At 57.4% G+C, this 20,198-nt stretch carries 23 protein-coding genes; 10 read left to right on the forward strand and 13 right to left on the reverse strand.

Annotated features, from left to right (window positions below; all coding sequences use genetic code 11):
• Positions 1-63: 63 nt before the first annotated feature.
• From thyX to AC13C8_RS05075, 3 genes are all read left to right on the forward strand, one after another.
• Positions 64-972, forward strand: coding sequence for an FAD-dependent thymidylate synthase (gene thyX / locus AC13C8_RS05065; protein WP_482846574.1), 909 nt, complete (start codon positions 64-66; stop codon positions 970-972).
• Positions 973-1,054: 82 nt separating this feature from the next.
• Positions 1,055-1,696: an MT-A70 family methyltransferase gene (locus AC13C8_RS05070; RefSeq protein WP_482846575.1), complete on the forward strand. Its 642-nt coding sequence runs from the start codon at positions 1,055-1,057 to the stop codon at positions 1,694-1,696.
• Positions 1,697-1,705: 9 nt separating this feature from the next.
• Positions 1,706-2,425 carry a BglII/BstYI family type II restriction endonuclease gene (locus AC13C8_RS05075; RefSeq protein WP_482846576.1) on the forward strand — a complete coding sequence of 240 codons (720 nt, stop codon included), beginning with the start codon at positions 1,706-1,708 and terminating at the stop codon, positions 2,423-2,425.
• A gap of 73 nt (positions 2,426-2,498) precedes the next feature.
• Here AC13C8_RS05075 and AC13C8_RS05080 read toward each other — a convergent pair whose 3' ends face one another.
• Entirely contained in the window at positions 2,499-2,717 is a 219-nt protein-coding gene (locus AC13C8_RS05080) for a cold-shock protein (RefSeq protein ID WP_091430669.1), read from the reverse strand.
• A 267-nt stretch (positions 2,718-2,984) separates the two neighbouring features.
• Between AC13C8_RS05080 and AC13C8_RS05085 the strand changes: the two genes are divergently transcribed.
• The gene (locus AC13C8_RS05085; RefSeq protein WP_482846577.1) at positions 2,985-3,320 is read left to right on the forward strand and encodes an arsenate reductase family protein; all 336 of its coding nucleotides are present in this window, start codon (positions 2,985-2,987) and stop codon (positions 3,318-3,320) included.
• 34 nt (positions 3,321-3,354) lie between these two features.
• Complete coding sequence (locus tag AC13C8_RS05090) at positions 3,355-3,711, forward strand: hypothetical protein (RefSeq protein WP_482846578.1); 357 nt, start codon at positions 3,355-3,357, stop codon at positions 3,709-3,711.
• Positions 3,712-3,718: 7 nt separating this feature from the next.
• On the opposite strand, the gene AC13C8_RS05095 is transcribed toward AC13C8_RS05090, so the two are convergent.
• The 5 genes from AC13C8_RS05095 to thrS form a co-directional block, all read right to left on the reverse strand.
• Positions 3,719-4,267 carry a DoxX family protein gene (locus tag AC13C8_RS05095; protein WP_482846579.1) on the reverse strand — a complete coding sequence of 183 codons (549 nt, stop codon included), beginning with the start codon at positions 4,265-4,267 and terminating at the stop codon, positions 3,719-3,721.
• 20 nt (positions 4,268-4,287) lie between these two features.
• Positions 4,288-5,076, reverse strand: a complete 789-nt coding sequence (locus tag AC13C8_RS05100) for an HvfC/BufC family peptide modification chaperone (protein ID WP_482846580.1) — start codon at positions 5,074-5,076, stop codon at positions 4,288-4,290.
• On the reverse strand, positions 5,073-5,942 hold the full coding sequence (bufB, locus tag AC13C8_RS05105; protein ID WP_482846582.1) for an MNIO family bufferin maturase: 870 nt from the start codon (positions 5,940-5,942) through the stop codon (positions 5,073-5,075). Before bufB ends, AC13C8_RS05100 begins: the two co-directional genes overlap by 4 nt.
• A gap of 114 nt (positions 5,943-6,056) precedes the next feature.
• On the reverse strand, positions 6,057-6,362 hold the full coding sequence (locus AC13C8_RS05110) for a BufA1 family periplasmic bufferin-type metallophore (protein WP_091432427.1): 306 nt from the start codon (positions 6,360-6,362) through the stop codon (positions 6,057-6,059).
• A gap of 402 nt (positions 6,363-6,764) precedes the next feature.
• A complete protein-coding gene (gene thrS / locus AC13C8_RS05115; protein ID WP_482846583.1) occupies positions 6,765-8,711 on the reverse strand; it encodes a threonine--tRNA ligase in 1,947 nt (648 codons plus the stop codon).
• Between the two features lie 169 nt (positions 8,712-8,880).
• On the opposite strand from thrS, the gene AC13C8_RS05120 reads away from it, so the two are divergent.
• Both AC13C8_RS05120 and AC13C8_RS05125 read left to right on the forward strand, forming a co-directional pair.
• Complete coding sequence (locus tag AC13C8_RS05120) at positions 8,881-9,630, forward strand: alpha/beta fold hydrolase (protein WP_482846754.1); 750 nt, start codon at positions 8,881-8,883, stop codon at positions 9,628-9,630.
• 89 nt (positions 9,631-9,719) lie between these two features.
• Positions 9,720-10,430: an alpha/beta fold hydrolase gene (locus AC13C8_RS05125; RefSeq protein ID WP_482846584.1), complete on the forward strand. Its 711-nt coding sequence runs from the start codon at positions 9,720-9,722 to the stop codon at positions 10,428-10,430.
• A gap of 70 nt (positions 10,431-10,500) precedes the next feature.
• Here AC13C8_RS05125 and phaZ read toward each other — a convergent pair whose 3' ends face one another.
• Positions 10,501-11,820: a polyhydroxyalkanoate depolymerase gene (gene phaZ, locus AC13C8_RS05130; RefSeq protein ID WP_482846585.1), complete on the reverse strand. Its 1,320-nt coding sequence runs from the start codon at positions 11,818-11,820 to the stop codon at positions 10,501-10,503.
• A gap of 104 nt (positions 11,821-11,924) precedes the next feature.
• On the opposite strand from phaZ, the gene AC13C8_RS05135 reads away from it, so the two are divergent.
• The 3 genes from AC13C8_RS05135 to phaR all read left to right on the forward strand — a co-directional run bounded on the left by AC13C8_RS05135 (position 11,925) and on the right by phaR (position 15,050).
• Entirely contained in the window at positions 11,925-13,718 is a 1,794-nt protein-coding gene (locus tag AC13C8_RS05135) for a PHA/PHB synthase family protein (protein WP_482846586.1), read from the forward strand.
• Between the two features lie 133 nt (positions 13,719-13,851).
• A complete protein-coding gene (locus AC13C8_RS05140) occupies positions 13,852-14,295 on the forward strand; it encodes a Phasin (protein WP_091430657.1) in 444 nt (147 codons plus the stop codon).
• Between the two features lie 185 nt (positions 14,296-14,480).
• Positions 14,481-15,050, forward strand: a complete 570-nt coding sequence (phaR, locus tag AC13C8_RS05145; RefSeq protein WP_091432418.1) for a polyhydroxyalkanoate synthesis repressor PhaR — start codon at positions 14,481-14,483, stop codon at positions 15,048-15,050.
• Positions 15,051-15,134: 84 nt separating this feature from the next.
• Here the strand turns inward: phaR and lexA are convergent, their stop codons facing one another.
• The 6 genes from lexA to AC13C8_RS05175 form a co-directional block, all read right to left on the reverse strand.
• On the reverse strand, positions 15,135-15,833 hold the full coding sequence (lexA, locus tag AC13C8_RS05150) for a transcriptional repressor LexA (RefSeq protein ID WP_091430656.1): 699 nt from the start codon (positions 15,831-15,833) through the stop codon (positions 15,135-15,137).
• A gap of 157 nt (positions 15,834-15,990) precedes the next feature.
• Positions 15,991-17,163: a molybdopterin molybdotransferase MoeA gene (locus tag AC13C8_RS05155; RefSeq protein WP_482846587.1), complete on the reverse strand. Its 1,173-nt coding sequence runs from the start codon at positions 17,161-17,163 to the stop codon at positions 15,991-15,993.
• A complete protein-coding gene (moaC, locus tag AC13C8_RS05160; protein ID WP_091430652.1) occupies positions 17,163-17,660 on the reverse strand; it encodes a cyclic pyranopterin monophosphate synthase MoaC in 498 nt (165 codons plus the stop codon). Before moaC ends, AC13C8_RS05155 begins: the two co-directional genes overlap by 1 nt.
• Positions 17,657-18,457, reverse strand: a complete 801-nt coding sequence (trpC, locus tag AC13C8_RS05165) for an indole-3-glycerol phosphate synthase TrpC (RefSeq protein WP_091430650.1) — start codon at positions 18,455-18,457, stop codon at positions 17,657-17,659. Before trpC ends, moaC begins: the two co-directional genes overlap by 4 nt.
• A 46-nt stretch (positions 18,458-18,503) precedes the next feature.
• Positions 18,504-19,520, reverse strand: a complete 1,017-nt coding sequence (trpD, locus tag AC13C8_RS05170; RefSeq protein WP_482846588.1) for an anthranilate phosphoribosyltransferase — start codon at positions 19,518-19,520, stop codon at positions 18,504-18,506.
• Entirely contained in the window at positions 19,517-20,098 is a 582-nt protein-coding gene (locus AC13C8_RS05175) for an anthranilate synthase component II (protein WP_482846589.1), read from the reverse strand. Before AC13C8_RS05175 ends, trpD begins: the two co-directional genes overlap by 4 nt.
• Positions 20,099-20,198 lie beyond the last annotated feature (100 nt).

The following is a 20,198-nucleotide window of genomic DNA, read 5'->3' on the forward strand; positions in this document are numbered from 1 at the left end:
GTGTTTTGCCAGAGGCCCCAACTATATATAGTGGCCGGGCAACCATGAGACGAGAGATTCGACATGCCCCTGAACCCCGAGCAGATCAAAGAAATCGAAGAGCAACGCCTGACCTCGCAACCGACCTTGCGGGCGGTCAGCCCCGGCATGGAAAAGCACCTCTATACCGCACATGAAGTGCTGGACCACGGCTTTGTCCGCGTCATCGACTATATGGGCGACGACGCCGCGATTTGTCAGGCCGCGCGGGTCAGCTATGGCAAGGGCACCAAGAGCGTGCAGAACGACGAAGGATTGATCCGTTACCTGATGCGTCACTGGCATTCGACCCCGTTCGAGATGTGCGAGATCAAGCTGCACGTCAAGCTGCCCGTCTTCGTGGCCCGCCAGTGGATCCGCCACCGGACTGCAAATGTGAACGAATACTCGGCGCGCTATTCGATTCTGGACCGTGAATTCTATATCCCCGCGCCCGAACACGTCGCCGCGCAGTCGGTGGTGAACAATCAGGGCCGCGGCGCAGCGCTGGAAGGCGAGGAAGCCGCGCGCGTACTGGACATCCTGAAGGCCGACAGCAATCGCGCCTATGATCACTATGAACAGATGATCTCGGATGACGGTCAACAGGGACTGGCGCGGGAACTCGCGCGGATGAACCTGCCCGCCAACATCTATACCCAGTGGTATTGGAAGGTGGATTTGCACAACCTATTCCACTTCCTGCGCCTGCGCGCCGACCACCACGCCCAATACGAAATCCGCGTCTATGCCGATGCGATCTGCAACATCGTTGCCGACTGGGTCCCCGCCGCCTATGGCGCGTTCGAGGATTACCGACTGGGCGGCGCCAACCTGTCCGGCCGCGCCATGGACTGCGTGCGCCGCATGCTGAAAGGAGAAGAGGTCACGCAGGAGAACTCCGGCATGTCGAAGGGGGAATGGCGCGAGTTTGAGGCGGAGTTGCGGGGGTAGCAAGTTCACGAAGTGTTCGTTAAGCTCGTCTTAACCAGCATGATCACAAATATACATGAACGCTGGGATACAGGAGCAGTCGATGTTTGAGCAGTTGGATGGCAGGAAGTTCGGAACAATAATGGCGGATCCGCCTTGGCGATTTCAAAATAAAACCGGGAAAGTCGCGCCCGAGCACAAACGCCTGAATAGGTATCCAACCATGAGTCTGGACGATATCTGTGCAATGCCCGTCGAGGAATTGGCAGACGAGCCGTCTCATTTGTATCTCTGGGTGCCGAATGCGTTGCTTCCGGATGGTCTGAAAGTAATGGAAGCGTGGGGTTTTCAATACAAGTCGAACATTATCTGGGAAAAGATCAGAAAAGATGGCGGCCCTGACGGCCGTGGCGTGGGATTCTATTTTCGCAACGTGACAGAAATCCTATTGTTTGGAGTTCGCGGAAAAAATGCTCGAACACTCAAACCTGGGCGTTCTCAAGTAAACTATTTTGAGGCGCGTGAACCGGAAGGTGATATTCTAAAAACCCGGAAACGAGAGCATTCTCGGAAGCCAGACGAGCAGTATGAGATAATCGAGAGCTGCTCGTGGGGACCGTATCTCGAACTTTTTGCACGAGGTTTGAGGGACAACTGGACCGTTTGGGGCAATCAGGCGGACGAAGAGTATCGTCCAAGCTGGGACACTTATAAGTTCAATTCGGGTGTTACTGCCGCCGAGTAGGGCAATTAAATGAATGAGAATGAAGATGATATTTCATCTGGACGGTCTTCCGATCCAGAACACATTCTGACAGGCGTGTTCTCAGAGAGCATCCGAAAAAAGTTCGAGCTTTTCAGCTATCGAAATGCAGCATCGATCCTACAGCGGGGATATCCCGAGCAGTTTGGGCAGTTATGTGCTGCTTTGGAGAGCTTTGAAATCTCAAGGTCGCAAATACGGATACCTGGGGGCAGTAAAGGTCCAATAGCAAAATACGTTGATACGCTATTTGACGATCAGAACTGGAAAGAAACGAGAATTACTGCTGACCTAAATGTGAAGCTCAGACCGCCAAAGGGAAACAAGATTTTTCGTGAATACACGATGGAAGGTTTCTTGGATGGGCATCGGATTGATTTCCTGAATGGAAGGGTCGCCCTTGATCTGGAGTGGAACAGCAAAGATCAGACATACGACCGCGACCTGTATGCCTTTTCAGCTTTCTACGATGCGGGTGCAATTGATGTTGCCGTAATCATTACGCGCGGCTCTTCACTCGATAACAGCTTCTTCAAATCACTGGGTAAGGTTCTTAACAAAGACGGAACCGAAGGTGTAGGTGAAGTCTACAAAAAGTACGGCGCTTCAACCACTTGGATGGGCAAGCTCCTTTACAGGTTGGATGCGGGCAGAAATGGAGGTTGTCCGGTTCTGGCTATCGGAATAACACCAAACTGCGTATCAGATTGACTTACTCACCCCCAAACAAAAACCCCGCCGAGCATCCACTCCGCGGGGTCACAATTCCTAACCATCCAGCCGATCAGCTGACCAGTTCAAGGTCCACGGCAGAGGCGCGGCCATCGCGGCCCTCTTGCAGGTCATAGCGGACCTTTTGGTTGTCGGCGAGGCCCGTGAGGCCCGAGCGTTCGACCGCCGAGATGTGCACAAACACATCGTTGCCGCCCGCTTCGGGGGCGATAAAGCCATAGCCTTTGGTGGTGTTGAACCATTTTACGGTGCCGGTTTGTTTGTCGGCCATTTCCGTCTCTCCTTCGTGGTGGGCGGCCGCACTGTGCGGTGCCTTCTTCGTACAGTCAGGTATCGTCCGGCTGCATGAAACGAGACGGTAGATAGGTCTGCTTACGCCCTTTCAGATTGGACAAGAGCCAGAAAAAATCAAGGGTTTCGTTGGGCCGCGCAGCCGTCGGCATGGTTTTGCGATCTTCCGTTTCGTGTGGGATCGGGGCATAAACAGCGCGGGGCGGGGCAATGAACCGCCGTTATTTGATCGGGGGCAGATGAACCTATGCGCGTTTGGGGGCTGAAGAATTGTGACACGTGCCGCAAGGCGGTGAAGGCGCTTGAGGGCGCGGGGTATCCGCTCGATTATGTCGATGTGCGCGCCGATGGGGTGGATGCGGATGATCTGGCGCGGTTCCATACGGCGTTCGGGGATGCTTTGGTCAACAAACGCTCGACCACGTGGCGCGGATTGTCGGCCACGGAACGTGCGGGGGATCCCCTTGATTTACTTACACAACATCCGATTTTGATGAAACGTCCGGTGATCGAGGATGGTGATCGGTTGACGTTGGGTTGGGACGCAAAAACGCGCGACACATGGTTGGAGCGCGCCGCTTGAGCGCCTATCTGTTCGGAAAGTAGGAGGTATCTGCATGCGCAACGCTGCATTGGTTTTGGGGATCATCGCCGGGATCTGGGGCATGATCGTCGGGTTTTTCGGCTATGGCTATACCGAGGTGATCGCACGGATGGGTGAATTGCCCGATCTGGCCGAGCAGGTCGACCATCCGGGCCGTATTCGTGCGTTTGCCCTGATCGCGCCGGTTCTGGCGCTGGCCGGTGGGGCAATGGCGCGGTCTGTTGCGCAAGTGGGCGGCATTTTGTTGCTGTTGTCCGCAGCAGGCATGTATTTCGCCTTCGGCTATGGCGTGTTCACCATGTTCCCGATCGCTTTGGCCGGGTTGGGTGGATTGCTGGCGTTGTTTGCCGTGAAACCCGACCCGCACTGATCGGGCGTCAGCGGATCCTCAGAAGCCTGTCGATGGACAGCGGTCCCGCGCCTTTCAACACAAGTGTTACCAGCACGACCATCCAGAACAGTCGTTGATCCAGGATCACACTGTCGGGGATGCGGTCAAACCACGCGCCCAGCGTTTCGGGTTGGTCAATGCCGCCATGGCCATACAAGTCGGTCAGGCTTTGCACGATCACAAAGCCGATCATCCCCAGCGCGGCCAGACGCGTCAGCAACCCGATTGTGATCAAAAGCGGCAAAATGAACTCGGCCAATGTGCCGGCGACGACCACGGCCCAGTGAAACATGCCAAGCTGGCTGACATTATAAGATGCGGCCTCCATCGCTTTCGGGAAAATCTGCGCATAGGCCCCGAGGGAGGGCTGGATGATACCCAACACCCCGTCGCCGTGCTTGGTCAGCGCCGAGGCCCAGAAATATCCAAGCAAGGTTGCGGCGAAGGTGAACCGGGCGAGCGAGGGCAGGGTGGCCGGGGCCAGCCGCTCGGCCAGATTGACCAACGGGTTGTAAAGTGTTGCCAGGGCGCGCATGGCGGTATCCTTCCGAGTATCTAGTCTGGTTTGTCGATGCCGGTTATGGCTTGCGTTGCGATCAGGACAGCCACGGTGGCGGTCAGGTCGATATCAGGCGTGTCTGCGGTGGCCAGCCCAAGCGCCGTGCCAAAGCTTCGCCCTTTGATCAAGGACCGGACGAAGGGCGCCGCGCCGTTTGGCAGCACCTCGGCCACAGGGTCAAACCCCACTCGGCTGATCAGGATATTCTCTGCACCACCCGTTGGTTGTGGCCCATCTTTCATGTTGAAATCCCAAATTGCCTTCGCGGGCCACTTGGTCACGAGCACTTCGCAGGCAGGCGACATATGCAACCGCGACCGCATCAAGGCGGGCTGGTCCAATTTGGTCAGCGCCGTTGGGTCAATGGGTTGGGCGTCGGCGGCATGATAGGCGCGCCGCAGGGCCAGTTCCAGCCGAGCAACATCGGGCAGGTATTTCAGATGCAGCGTGCCCGGAAAGCTTTCCAGAAATCCGGGAAGGGCCGCGCCGTAATGCATCATCAAAGGCGAGGCTGGTGGGTGAATGCGCAGGTAAACTTTCGCCATTTCGCGGAAGAATTCATCGCCCACCAGCTTGGCCAGCACCGGAAATCCGGTCAGCATCGCCTCGGATAGGCTGTGCGCCACGTTGTTTCGATAGACCGAAAAACGTTTTAAGGCTTGGTGCCCGTCTGGGTTGGTCAGCCCGTCGGGCACCTTTTGTCGTGGATCAAGAAGCGCCTTGCAAAATGCCGCCTGGGTCACGGTCACATCGCCTGCGTGGGGAAGGGTCACACTGTCGCTCATGCCTGCACCCGTTCGGCCAGTGCGGGTTCCATATGGCGCGTGGCACGCGCGGCCTCGGCCTCTAACACCTCCCACTCCGGCACGTCGTTGTCCCATTCAACAAGGACGGGGTGCGCACCTGCATGTGCGATTACATGATCAAACAGGGTCCAGACCGGTTCGTCCACCGGCTTTCCATGACTGTCGATCAGAAGTTTGCGCCCCAATTCATCGGCATCTTCGTCATGGCCGGCCAGGTGGAACTCCTCGACCTGATCAAGCGGGAAGGCGTCGATATAGGCACGCGGGTTAAACTCAAGGTTGGTGGCAGAGACAAAGACATTGTTCACATCCAACAACAGCCCGCACCCGGTGCGCTGGGCAACTTCGCGCAGGAACTCCGGCTCTGACCACGTGCTTTCAGCGAAAGCCAGATAGGAGGACGGGTTTTCCAGAAGCATCTTGCGCCCAAGATGGTCCTGCACCTGGTTGATATGCGTCGCGATGCGGTTAAGCGTGGAAATTGTATAAGGTAGCGGCAACAGATCATTCAGGAACGCACCGTCGTGGGTGGACCAAGCCAGATGCTCGGAGAACATCGCGGGGTTCAGCCAGTCGATCAACGTCTTCAGGCGCGCCAGATGTTCCGGGTCCAAGCGGGTCTCTCCACCAATAGAAAGGCCCACCCCGTGCACCGAGATCGGAAAGCGTTCGGCAAGGTGGCGCAGTTGGGCCAAGGGGCGTCCGCCATCGCCCATGTAGTTTTCCGCGTGAATTTCCAGCCAACTGACCGTGCCAGGATCATCCATGAGGGCGGCGAAATGCTGTGATTTATAGCCGACTCCCGCCCCATTGGGCAGTGTGTTGTCATGGGCGATATCAAGCATGGAAAGCTCCATCGAATGTCGGCTCAAGAGGTTCGCTTGGAAAGGTATGCGCCCCTTGCAGGCGCGGTCGACGCTCTGGCCGGAGGGTCCGGCCAGAGTAAAGTGCAACCGGATTCAACTGGCAGGAAGGTTGGTTTCCAGAGGCTCCAGCGAGCCTTTCAGCATCATACCTCCGGCATCAGTGACTTCCATGGTTTCACACGAACCTTTCGGCACCAGTTTAAAGGAATTGCCTTGATAATCGACGGTCGAGGTGCCAGCGCAAGTGGTGCCGGGGCCAGCGGCACAATCGTTTTGACCGGCAAGGGCAACACCGTAGCATTTTTCTTGATCACCATCGGCGAATGCGGGGACTGCGGTTGCAGCAACCGCGGCAGAGACGGCGCCAAGAACGGCGATAGATTTCATGTTGTTGGACATCGAGTTTCCTTTCGGGTTTTTATTCACACCGCTCTGAGGCGGTGAGAGAAGGGTAGAGGGCAGGGTGCCGCACGCTCCACTCACGAAAGCGTAAATCACGGGTCCGTTAGCAGTAGTGAGGGCAGCCGATTGGGTTACAGATGCAGCAAATCAAGATACTCAGCCCCTCGAAGCCCTGTTTTTGAAGGGTTTCTTGGCTGCGGATTTCGCCGATACAGGAATTATCGTTCTTTTTTCGGTCAGGCTTCGTGCCGAAAATTACAATAGAAATGCCGTCGGTGTAGCTTTTGTTACAGGGTTGGCGGCCAAAAAGGCGTTCCGGTCACGGGCAATGTGAGAGTCTGTAACGCTTGACCAATGAAAACCCCCGCTCGTGGCGGGGGTGCTCAATATACTATCTGCTTAGGCCAGGTCGGGGGGCGTGGCTTCTTTCGCCAGCGTGGTTACAACCTCGTCCAGCGGCAGCACTTTGGAATGCTTGTCGCCCAGTCGGCGCATCGAAACCGTGCCGTCTTCGATTTCTTTCATGCCGCAAGCCAGGATGACCGGCACTTTGCCGACTGAATGCTCGCGGACCTTATAGTTGATCTTTTCGTTGCGAATGTCCGCCTCGGCACGGATTCCTTTGGCGTTCAGCGCATCAGCCACCTGCTGCACATAGTCATCCGCATCGGACACGATGGATGCCACCACGACCTGACGCGGGGCCAGCCAGAACGGCAGCTTTCCAGCCCAGTTCTCGATCAGGATACCGATGAATCGTTCGAATGACCCAAGGCAAGCCCGGTGCAACATATAGGGACGATGTTTCGCGCCATCTTCGCCGATATAGACGGCACCAAGGCGTTCGGGCAGGTTGGGATCGACCTGAAAGGTGCCGCATTGCCAGACCCGGCCAATGGCGTCGGTCAGTTTGAAATCCAGTTTGGGTCCGTAAAACGCCCCTTCGCCGGGGTCGAGCGTGTATTTATGCCCGGTTTTCTTGATCGCATTCTCCAACGCGGCTTCGACATGATCCCACGACTCCTCGCTTCCCACCCGCTTTTCGGGCCGAGTGGCGAACATGATCTCGAACTCCTCGAACCCCAGATCCTTATAGACAGAGGACAGGAAGTCGATGAATCGGGCGCATTCCTCTTCGATCTGCTCTTCGGTGCAGAAAATATGCGCGTCGTCCTGTGTGAAGCCGCGCACACGCATGATCCCGTGCAAGGCTCCGCTCGGTTCATAGCGATTGCAGGAACCGAATTCGGCCATGCGCAGCGGCAATTCCCGGTAGCTTTTCAAACCTTGATTATAGACCTGCACGTGGCATGGGCAATTCATCGGCTTAAGCGCGTTGATCGACTTTTCGCGTGCGTGCTCCTCGTCCACTTCGACGATGAACATATGCTCCTGATACTTGTCCCAATGGCCCGAGGCTTCCCAGAGCTTGCGATCCACCACTTGAGGCGTGTTGACCTCGACATAACCGCCTGTGCGCTGTTTGCGACGCATGTAGTTTTGCAACTCGGTATAGATGGTCCAGCCATTCGGGTGCCAGAAGATCTGCCCCGGGGCTTCTTCCTGCATGTGGAACAAGTTCATCTCGCGTCCCAACTTGCGGTGGTCGCGTTTGGCGGCTTCTTCCAACATGTGCAGGTGTTTTTTCAGCTGCTCTTTGTTTTGAAAACCCACGCCATAGATACGTTGCAGCATGGCGCGATCACTGTCGCCACGCCAATAGGCACCAGCCACGTTCATTAGCTTGAACGCGTCGGCGGGCAGTTGGCCTGTATGTTGCAGGTGTGGACCACGGCAAAGGTCCTGCCAATGTCCGTGCCAATACATGCGCAAGGGCTCATCGCCCGGAATGGCCTCGATCAGTTCGACCTTGTAAGATTCGTTGTTGGCCTCATAGAACTTGACCGCGCGGTCACGTTCCCAGATCTCGGTCGTCACCGGTTCACGCTTGTTGATGATTTCCTTCATCTTCGCTTCGATCGCACCCAGATCTTCGGGCGTGAATGGTTCTTCACGATCAAAGTCGTAATACCAGCCATTCTCGATCACCGGGCCGATGGTGACTTTCACGTCGGGCCAGATTTCCTGCACCGCGCGCGCCATGACGTGGGCAAAGTCGTGCCGGATCAGTTCCAGCGCCTGCGTTTCGTCCTTCATCGTGTGAATGGAGATTGCGGCATTTCCCTTGATCGGCCACTGCATGTCCCAATGGACACCGTCCACGGTGGCAGAAATGGCCTTTTTCGCCAGCGAATTCGAGATGCTCGCGGCGACCTCGGCAGGGGTGATACCCGCGTCATACTCGCGTGAATTGCCGTCAGGAAATGTAAGGGATATCTGGCTCATAGCCGTCTCCTCGTCGTTTTGGCGCCCACGGAACGCCCGGTTGCGGGTTATGTGTGGGCGACTTTTGAACCTTGTTTCTGCGACTGTCAACGGGGGGCGGGCAATGTTGGGGATTGCAGAGCATTTCGTGCCCGGTATGGTTTGCGCGCCACAACAGACAGGGAAGATCATGACCGACATCCAGTTTCTTGAGACCGCAAATGGTCGGCGCATCGCTTACGTGAAAACCGATGGGCAGGGGCCGACGATCCTGTTTCTGTCCGGCCTGAAGTCGGACATGGAAGGCACCAAGGCGGTTGCTCTGGAAGCTTGGGCTAAAGCCGAAGGGCGGGCATTCCTGCGGTTTGATTACTCGGGCCACGGGCAAAGCTCGGAGGAATTTACCGACGGTTGCATCGGAGACTGGCACGAGGACACGCTGGCTGTGGTGGACCAGTTGATTGACGGGCCTGTGCTGGCGGTTGGCAGCTCGATGGGCGGCTGGCAGTCGCTGCTTTTGGCGCGTGCGCGACCGGGCCGGTTGGTTGGCCTTGTCACCATCGCGGCGGCGCCTGATTTTACCGAAGATGGATATTGGACCGGGTTCAACGACGATCAGAAAGCAGAGCTGGAGCGCGAGGGGTTCCTGTCGATCCCGTCCGATTATGATGAAGATTATGTTATCACCAAGCGGCTGATCGAAGATGGTCGCGATCATTTGGTTTTGCGCAGCCCGCTGCCGCTTAATATGCCTGTGCGCTTTTTGCAAGGCACCGAAGATACGGCGGTGTCCACTGCGCAGGCGCTGAAGTTGCTGGAACACGTCGACGGCAACGACATCCGGTTGACGCTGGTCAAAGGGGCCGATCATCGGTTCTCGGACGATGAGTGTCTGCGCACCATACAGAAGATGGTCAAAGTTGTTCTGGCGCGGATCTGACCACAGTCGGACGGGCAATAGCGCTTGCACCGGTATCATGGGCGGGCCAAGGTCACAGCAGAGGCAAAACAGAAACAAGCGAGCAGAAGATGCAGGAACCTGTGGTTCTGATCCCCGGAATGATGTGTGACGCGCGGGTGTTTGGGCCGCAGATTGAGGATTTGTCGCGGGATCATATGGTTGTGGTTGCCCCTCCGGTCTGTGGGGACACGATCCGCGACATGGCCGCTCATATTCTTGAGCATTTGCCTTCGCGCTTTGCGCTGGCCGGGCTGAGCATGGGTGGCATCGTCGCGATGGAGATCGCCCGCCGCGCGCCGGATCGTGTTTCCCGTCTGGCGTTGATTTCCACCACGCCTTTGCCGGACACGCCCGCCCAGGCCGCATGGCGCGAGCCGCAGATCGTGCGCGCCAGTGCCGGGCGGTTGGAGGAGGCAATGACGGAAACCCTGTCCCCCAACCATCTTGCCCCCGGTCCCGGACGGGAGGCGGTGGTGGCACTGGTGCACGATATGGCGCATCGGCTGGGAGGCGAGATGTTCGTCCGCCAGTCACGCGCCCTTCAACGGCGCCCTGATGCGCAGCGCAGTTTGCAGCGGTTGAAGGTGCCGACTATGGTGATGTGCGGTGCGCATGATGGGCTGACCCCACCCAAACGGCACGAAAACATGGCGGCCCTTATTCCAGGGGCCGAACTTGTGATCTTGACCGCGGCCGGGCATTTGCCAACCGTCGAGGTGCCGCAACAGGTCAATATCGGAATGCGAGCCTGGCTGGATATGCCGCTTGAGCTGCGCTGATCAAGCTACGTCAGTAGATTAAAAAGGCGCAGCTGCAATGCGCGCCTTGATGTGTCGGAGGTCGCTGAACCTACTTGCCAGCGGCCTTCACGACGTTCAGCTTGGCGGGTTTTGCGGCAGCTTTCCTGGCGCGTTTCTTGGCAGCTTGTGCCGCGTGGCGTCCGTCGTTCTGGTCAATGAAGTCCAGAACCAGAGGGCGGATATTGTTCCGCCAGCTTTTGCCAGCAAAAATGCCGTAGTGGCCCGCTCCATCTTCGACATGGCTGGCCTTTTTGTCCGCGGACAAGCCGGTCAGCAGGTCCAGTGCAGCGATGCATTGACCGGGGGCGGTGATGTCGTCCTTGGTGCCTTCGACCGTCTTCACGGCAACGTCCGTGATCGCACCGATATTCACGGTATGACCGTTAACGACAAATGCGTTTTTGGCGATTTCGCTGTTTTTGAAAACACGTTCAACTGTGCTCAGGTAAAACTCGGCGGTCATGTCCATGACAGCAAGGTATTCGTCATAGAAACGGTTGTGTTTATCCCGTTCCGATGCTTCACCCTTGGCCACTCGCATGATCTGGTTTGAAAACGCTTTCGAATGCTTCTCTCCATTCATGGACATGAAGCCCGCCAATTGCAGCAGACCGGGATAGACCATCCGACCTGCCCCTTTGTATTTGAAGCCGACCCGCTGAATGGCGGTTTCTTCCAACTGCCCCATGGTCACGCGACGCCCGAAATCGGTCACATCCGTTGCCGCGGCGTCAGGATCAATCGGCCCGCCGATCAGGGTCAGGGTTTGCGGCTGCGCTTCGGGGTCCAGTTCGGCCAGATAGGCCGTGGCCGCCAGTGTCAGGGGGGCGGGTTGACAGACCGCGACGACATTGATGTCGGGGCCCAGATGGCGCATGAAATCCACCAGATACAGGGTGTAATCCTCAATGTCGAACTTCCCGGCACTGACGGGGATATCCCGCGCATTGTGCCAATCGGTGATGTAGATTTCGGCATCGGGAAGAAGACTGGCAACGGTCGAGCGCAGAAGGGTCGCATAGTGTCCGGACATTGGGGCCACCAGCAGAATGCGTCGTTTTTTCTCGGGGCGTCCTGTGACTTTGAACTGGATCAGGTCGCCAAACGGCCGTTCGACCCGCTTCTCGATCTGGACCACGTGGTCACGCCCATCTTCTCCGACGACGCTCAGGATGCCCCAGTCGGGTTTGGTGACCATGCGGTCAAAGCTGCGTTCTGTTACTTCGCCCCAAGCCGCCATGATCTGAAAGAAAGGGTTCGGAACCAAGGCTGTTGCGGGATACGAGCCCATGGCGGCGGCCGTTGCACCCAACCACTGATTCGTATTGCGGATCGTCTCCATCAGATCGTAAGTCGCCATGTACCGCATTTGATATTAGCCTTTGATTTTTACACTCTGCATTCGCATAGTTGGTTTCATATGCAGTTTTTACGATGCTGCACTTGCAGAAACCATAGGGGGGAAATTGTTTCATGACAACTGACCAAGTTAATAAAGGCCAGGAGCTGAGTGAACTGAACAACAACCTCGCCCGCATCGAGGAATTGTCAAAACGTCTGGCCAATATCATGGCACATCGAAAGCCTGTGCGCCCCAGCTTGCAGGCGCCGGGGCAGGAGTTCTATGTGAAGGCCGCCGGGACGATCTGGGCGGACATGATGGCAAACCCGTCCAAAATGTTCGAACATCAGGTGGCATATTGGGGCAAAACGCTGGAACATGCGATTGAAGCACAAGCGGCACTGGCGGCCGGCGACTTCAAGGCACCTGAGGATCCCGGCCCGAAGGACCGCCGATTTTCGAATCCTTTGTGGGATTCCCATCCTTATTACAACTATGTCAAACAACAGTATCTGATCAGTTCGCAGGCGATGGAAGACGCGCTGAAAGATGTGGAAGGGCTTGACCCGGAAGACACCAAGCGGATGGAGTTCTTCACCCATCAGATCATCGACATGATGAGTCCCACCAACTTTCTGGCAACCAACCCGGACGCGATGGAGCGAGCGGTGGAAACAAACGGGCAGTCGCTGGTGCAGGGGCTGGAAAACCTGGTCGCTGATCTTGAAGCAAATGACGGCGAACTTCTGGTCAAGCTGGTGGACGAAAGTGCGTTCGAGGTGGGCAAGAACATCGCGACAACGCCGGGGCAGGTTGTCTATCGCAACCGGATGATGGAGTTGATCCAATATGCCCCGACGACCGAGAAGGTGCACGCCACCCCGCTGATCATCTTTCCGCCCTGGATCAACAAGTTCTACATCATGGACCTGAAGGAACAGAACAGCCTGATCAAATGGATCGTCGATCAGGGTTACACGCTGTTTGTGGTCAGCTGGGTAAACCCGGACGCGTCCTATGCCGATGTGGGGCTGGGCGACTATATCGAAGATGGATATCTGGCTGCCATGCGCGAGGTGAAAGCGATCACAAACCAGAAGAAGGTCAATGTGGTCGGGTATTGCATCGCCGGAACAACACTGTCGCTAACCTTGTCCTTGATGAAGAAGCGTGGCGACAAATCCGTCAATTCCGCCACATTCTTCACCACCCTGACAGATTTCTCGGATCAGGGCGAAGTCGGCGTCTTTCTGGATGATGATTTCGTCACCGGTATCGAAGAAGAAGTCGCCGAGCGTGGCTATCTGGACAGCTTCTTCATGTCGCGGACGTTCTCGTATTTGCGGCCCAATGATCTGATCTATGGACCGGCGATCAACAGCTATATGCTGGGCAAGACGCCGCCCGCCTTCGATCTTCTGTTCTGGAATGGGGACAGCACGAACCTGCCTGCCAAGATGACCGTCGAGTATTTACGCGGTCTGTGTCAGGGCAACCGTTTTGCCAAAGGTGATTTCGAGCTGCTGGATGAGCATCTGTCGATTGCTGATGTCGACGTCCCGCTTTGCGCCATTGCTTGCGAGACAGATCACATCGCCGCATGGAAGTCATCTTATGACGGCATCCGGCAGATGGGATCGAAGGACAAGACCTTCATCGTATCGCAAAGCGGGCATATTGCCGGGATCGTGAACCCTCCTTCGAAAAAGAAGTATGGTCACTACACAAACGAAGATTGGCCCGCTGCATCGGATGACTGGATGGACGGGGCGACCTTCAACGATGGGTCCTGGTGGGGCCGATGGGATGCTTGGCTGTCCGAGCGGTCAGGCAAGCAGATCGAGGCGCGCGAGGTCGGTGATTCGTCGCACAAACCTCTTGCCCCGGCGCCCGGCACCTATGTTGTGGCAAAACCAAATACCTGATTTTCAACAACTTAAAATAGTCAAATGCTGCGGTGCAGAAAAAGCTTGATTTTCTGCACCGCAGCATACATATTCTCCTCATAGCAATTCAGGCACCGACCTCCTCCCGGCGCCAAACCACGGAGATATGACAATGACTAAGACACAAGACTTCACCAAGATGTTCCAGGACATGATGGGCAACTTCCCCGTTGACATGTCGGTCGCTCAAGACGCTTTCAAAAACCAAGCTGCTCTGGCTGAGAAAATGTCGAAAGTTGCTCTGCAAGCTGCAGACAAATCGGCTGAGATCTCGACCAAATGGACCAAGGAAACACTGGCCAAAATGGGCGACGTCACCACAGCTAAAGAAGAAGCTGCTGATTATGGCAAAGCCGTAACAGACTTCGCTTCGGCCCAAGCTGAGCTGGCTGCTGAAAACCTGGCTGCTTTCGCTGAAGTTGCCAAAAAAGTTCAAGCTGAAACAGTTGAACTGATGATGGCTGCTGGCAAAGAGCTGGGCGACGATGCTCAAGCTGCTGTCAAAAAAGCAACTGACGAAGTTCAGAAAGCCGCTAAAAAAGCGACTGCCAAGTAAGCGAATTTCGCCGGATACCAACCTCCCGATCCGGCCTATTCCAGAAGGGCGAGCCTTGTGCTCGCCCTTTTTCCATGTGCGCCAGGTTCCGACCCCTCACGTAATAGTTGGTCAAAAAGCTTGCCTTTGATGTGGGCTTTGGTAGGCTTTTGCAGTGCAGCAAAAAAATGCTGCGGGGAGATAATATGGCTCAGAAACAAGAACCGCTGCTGATCAAGCGCTACGCCAGTCGGCGCCTATATAACACCGAGACGTCTGATTACGTGACATTGGACGATATCGCCGGGTTTATTCGCGATGGACGGGAAGTGCAGATTATCGACTTGAAATCGGGTGATGATCTGACGCGCCAATATCTGCTTCAGATCGTTGCAGAACACGAAAGCCGGGGCGAAAGTGTCTTGCCGGTGGATGTGCTGACGGATCTTGTACGGTCCTATACCACGCAGGCACACAGCGTTGTGCCACAGTTTCTGGCCGCAAGTTTTGAAATGCTGCGCGATGGTCAGTCCAAGATGATGGAAAACTTCGGGGCGATGGGCAATCCTATGGCGCAGATGCCGGGGTTCGAGGCGATGCAAGCGCAGCAAGAAGCTTTCATGAAAGCGATGATGAGCGGATTTCCCGGCAGCACCGGGTCGTCAGACGACGATGACGATGCATCCGACAAAACGGAAAATGGATCCAGGGACGAACTGGACGCCATAAAGAAACAGCTGGCCGAATTGCAGAGAAAACTGTCGGGGCTTGGCTGACACAATACGCCAACCGAGTACAATGAAAGGGACGCGCAATGGCCGCGTCCCTTTTTCTGTTTCCAACGAGCTGTCCGATGCGGGTCAGTAGGTGCGGATCAAACCGACCAGCTTGCCCTGAACCTTGACCTGACCTTCTGGCAGCAGGCGTGTCTCATAGGCCGGGTTGGCCGCTTCCAAAGCGATCATGCCGTCGGTTTTGCGAAACCGCTTCAGCGTGGCTTCGTAGCCATCCACCTGCGCCACGACGATATCGCCGTTCTGCGCCTGACTGGTTTCGCGAATGACAACCACATCGCCATTGTTGATCCCGGCGTCGATCATTGAATCGCCCTTAACCTCAAGCGCATAGTGACGCCCGCCGGTGGCCAGCATGTTTTCGGGCACAGACACGTGCTGCGCGCCGTCGGTGATGGCTTCGATCGGTTCACCAGCCGCGATGCGACCCATCAGAGGCAAGTCGCTGACGCCTAATCCTTCAAGAGCGATGGCGCTTGGCGGGGTGCGTTCGGGGCGGTCGCCCTTGATCACGCGCGGTTCGAACCCAGCGCGTCCGGCATTCTCCAACGGCTCAGGCAGTTTCACGATTTCAATGGCGCGGGCGCGGTGGGCAAGGCGGCGGATAAAGCCGCGTTCTTCCAAAGCAGTGATCAGCCGGTGAATCCCGGATTTCGAGCGCAGGTCCAGCGCTTCCTTCATTTCGTCAAAAGACGGGGGCACACCGTCACGTTGGATCCGTTTGTGAATAAAATCCAAAAGTTCCAACTGTTTGCGTGTCAACATGCTCTCACACCTCCGTCTTTCTGCATTCCGATACCGCAGCCTAAGCGACGGGTTAGAAAGGGCCCTCGTTGCGGGGCGTTCAGTGAATGTTCTATCCCTGTTCCCTTTTTGTGTCAACAGCGCACGTCAGGCGGGAACGCAGGGTCAGCAGATCGTGTCAGATCGGGAGGTAGTCAAGCCTTTCGCCTGCTTCGCGCGCTGAATCGGACGCGGGGCGAATGGCCAGCGCATTGGCCTGAGACAATACGCTCAAGAGCGCGCTGTCCTGGCTGTCGAATATCGTTATCTCGTCACCATCAACCCGTGCCCGCATGTAGTGTTCGCGCGGGCCGTTCGCCTTGAGCGGGGCAGCCAATATCGCTGTTTTGCGCGGCGCTGCCGCTGTCCCCAACCCGAGCATCGCGCGCATGGCAGGCACCAGAAACACATGGCCGCAGACCATCGAGGACACCGGATTTCCGGGTAGGCCGATCATAACAGCATTTCCCATCCGCCCAGCCATCAAAGGCTTTCCGGGGCGCATCAGCACCTTATAGAAGCTCTGTTCCATCCCCAATTCGGCGGCCACGTCGCCGACCAGATCATGGTCGCCAACAGATGCGCCGCCTATGGTCACGATCAGATCGGCATCCGCGGCCAGATCAAACGCGGTGCGCAAGCTGTCGGCATTGTCTCGTGCAATCGGCAACATGCGGGCGTGGCCACCATTTGCCTCGATCAAGGCTTTCAGGCCAAAGGCATTTGACGCGATGATCTGATCCGGGCCGGGGGTTTCGCCCGGCATAACCAATTCGTCTCCGGTGGCCATAAGCGCGATGATGGGTTTGCGGGTGACGGTCAAGGTGGGCACGTTCATCGCCGCCGCCAGCGCGAGGTCGGCAGGTGACAGCATGCGGGGTGCCGGGATTGTGTCACCGGGTGCGAAATCGGCACCCGCCGGACGCACATGTGGGACTGTGTCCAATTTGCGCGCAAGCGTGATCAGATCGCCCTTACGCTCTACATCTTCCTGAATGATCACGCGATCCGCACCGTCAGGCATCGGCGCACCGGTGAAGATCCGCACACATTCGCCGGGGCCAACGTGGCCATGAAATCCATGCCCTGCCGCACTTTCGCCGATGACGCGAAACATTGCTTCGGGGTCGGCCTCCACCCCGTTCAGCGCATAACCGTCCATGGCCGAGGCCGCGAAGGGCGGTTGCAGGCGGGAGGCTGTGATGGGGGCGGCAAGGGTGCGGTTCGCCGCGTCGGCCAGTGGCACCTCTTCCGTGCCCAGAGGCCGCACCAGATCGAATATCGCGTCCAGCGCCTTAGCTACGGTGATCATCAGGTATCCCCGGATTCTCGTGCGTAGACCCCGGATTTTCCGCCTTCTTTACGCAGAAGGCGGATGCCGGTGATCTGCATGCCTTTTTCGGCGGCTTTGAGCATGTCATAAACGGTCAGACAGGCAACAGACACAGCGGTCAACGCTTCCATCTCGACCCCTGTTTGGCCGCCGGTCTTGACGGTCGCGGTGATGCGCACGCCGGGCAGGTCGGGCTGTGGGGCCAGCTCCAGCGCGACCTTGGTGATGGACAGGGGATGACACAAAGGGATCAGGTCCGAGGTGCGTTTTGCCCCCATGATCCCGGCCAGCCGCGCCACACCCAGAACGTCACCTTTTTTCGCCGAGCCGGAAGTGACAAGGGCCAATGTCTCGGGCGTCATCTTCACGAACCCCTCGGCCAGCGCGACGCGGTCTGTCACGGCCTTGTCGGACACGTCGACCATATGAGCCTGTCCATCTGCGTCGAAATGGGTGAGGGGGGATTTGTCGCTCATGCGGGCACCGGATTGGCAAGCAGGGCGCGGGTTGCGGCCTCGACGTGGTCCTGACGCATCAGGCTTTCGCCGATCAGGAACGACCGCGCGCCATATTCAGCCATATCGGCCAGATCTTGCGGAGTAGACAATCCGCTTTCGCACACAAGGTGACGATCAGCGGGCGCAAGTTTTGACAGGCGGCGGGTGGTGTCCAGTGTCGTCTCGAAAGTCTTCAGGTTGCGGTTGTTCACGCCCAGAAGCGGCGATTTCAACGCAAGGGCGCGCTCCAGTTCGGCCTCGTCATGCACCTCGATCAGCACATCCATGCCCCATGAAAAGGCTGCATCTTCAAGCTCTTGCGCTTGAGTGTCCTCTACCGAGGCCATGATGATGAGGATGCAGTCAGCCCCCAAGGCGCGGGCTTCAGCGACCTGATAGGCGTCATACATGAAGTCTTTGCGCAGGGCTGGAAGCAAGACCGCGTCGCGCGCAGCGACCAAATAGTCGTCCGCGCCCTGGAAGGACGGTGTGTCGGTCAGCACCGACAGGCAGGTCGCGCCGCCGGCCTCATAGGCTTTTGCAAGCGCCGATGGGTCGAAATCGGCGCGGATCAGACCTTTGGACGGGCTGGCCTTCTTGACCTCGGCGATCAGGCCATAGCCGGTTTCAGCGGCCTTCATCAGCGATCGCGCAAAGTCCCGCGTGGGGCTTGCCTCACGGGCGGCGGCCTCGACCGCGGACAGGGGGCGGGCCGCTTTGCATGCGGCCACATGGTCCAGCTTGTAGGCTTTGATCTTGTCTAAAACGGTGCTCATGGGCGTGGTTTATGCCTTCGTGTGTTAAGGGGCAAGGCGCGGTATGTCACGCGACCGAGGTCAGCTTTGCCAACGCTTCGATCTTGGCTTTCGCCGCTCCGCTGTCGATGCTTTCAGCCGCCAATCCAACGCCTTCTTTCAGATCGCTTGCCTTGTCGGCCACCACAAGTGCAGCAGCGGCGTTCAAAAGAACGGCATCGCGGAAGGCAGATGCCTCGCCTTCCAGCAGCGCGCGGAAGGCGACGGCATTCTCGGCAGGCTCGCCCCCGAGGATCGACGCAAGCCGGTGCACTGGAAGCCCCGCATCTTCGGGGTGAATTTCGCGGGAATGGATTTTACCATCCTCAAGCGCAGCAACTGATGTCACTCCGGTGATCGAGATCTCGTCCATCCCGTCCGCTCCATGCACCAGCCACGCTTTTTCCGACCCCAGCGATTGCAGGGTTTCCGCCATCGGAAAGATCAGGTCGGCAGCAAACGCCCCGGTCAACTGACGTTTGACACCTGCCGGGTTGGTCAGGGGGCCAAGGATATTGAAGATCGTCTTGCACCCCATTTCCTGACGCACGGGCATCACATGCTTCATCGCCGGGTGGTGCATCGGGGCCATCATGAAGCCGATGCCGACCTTGTTGATGGCGCGTTCTGCCACATCAGCGCCGACCATGACGTTCACGCCCATTTCGGTCAGCGCATCCGCCGCGCCTGATTTCGATGACAGGTTGCGGTTGCCGTGCTTGGCGACCGTCACACCCGCGCCCGCTACCACAAAGGCCGTCGCAGTCGAGATGTTCAGCGTGCCCATCCCGTCGCCACCCGTACCAACAATGTCCATCGCGCCTTCGGGAGCGTTGACCTTGGCGCATTTGGCGCGCATCACCGCCGCCGCCGCCGCGTATTCGGAAACACTTTCGCCACGCGCCCGCATCGCAGCCAGAAGCGCACCGATCTGGGCGGGGGTTGCGCGCCCTTCGAACAGTTCTTCAAAGGCAAGCTCGGCCTGAGCGCGGGACAGTGGCCCCTCGGTCGCGGCATAGATCAGCGGTTTCATTGCGTCGCTCATGCGGATACTTTCGTCTTGTTCAGGAAATTTTGAAGCATTGCGTGGCCATGCTCGGACCGGATGCTTTCCGGGTGGAACTGCACGCCTTCCACCTCAAGCTCTTTGTGGCGCAGACCCATGATCAATCCGTTGTCCAGCTCGGCGGTGATTTCCAGACAATCGGGCAGGCTGTCGCGATCTACGACCAGCGAATGATAGCGTGTGGCCAGAAGCGGCGAGGGCAGACCTTTGAACACGCCTTTACCCTGGTGCCTGATCTCTCCCATCTTGCCATGCACGATCTCGGGTGCGCGCACGACCTTGCCGCCAAACGCCTCGCCAATGGCTTGATGGCCAAGACAGACGCCAAACAGGGGAACTTTCGCGTCAGCCGCAGCGGCGGTCAAGGCCAGACAGATGCCCGCCTGCGCCGGATCACAGGGACCGGGGGACAAAACGATTCCATCCGCGCCCATGCCCATCGCCTCTTGCACATTCAGCGCGTCGTTGCGTTTGACCACAACATCTGCCCCCAACTCGCCGAAATAATGGACGAGATTGTAAGTAAAGCTGTCATAATTATCGATCAGCAGGATCATGGTGCGGCCTTTCGCCAAGAATGTCTCAGCAGGGGTTACGTCCTGCGATTGTCGGGCTATACATGATCCACGCAGGTGCCGACGGTCAAGAGCGGCACGT

The sequence above is a fragment of the Aliiroseovarius sp. B-4 genome, from assembly GCF_056857795.1.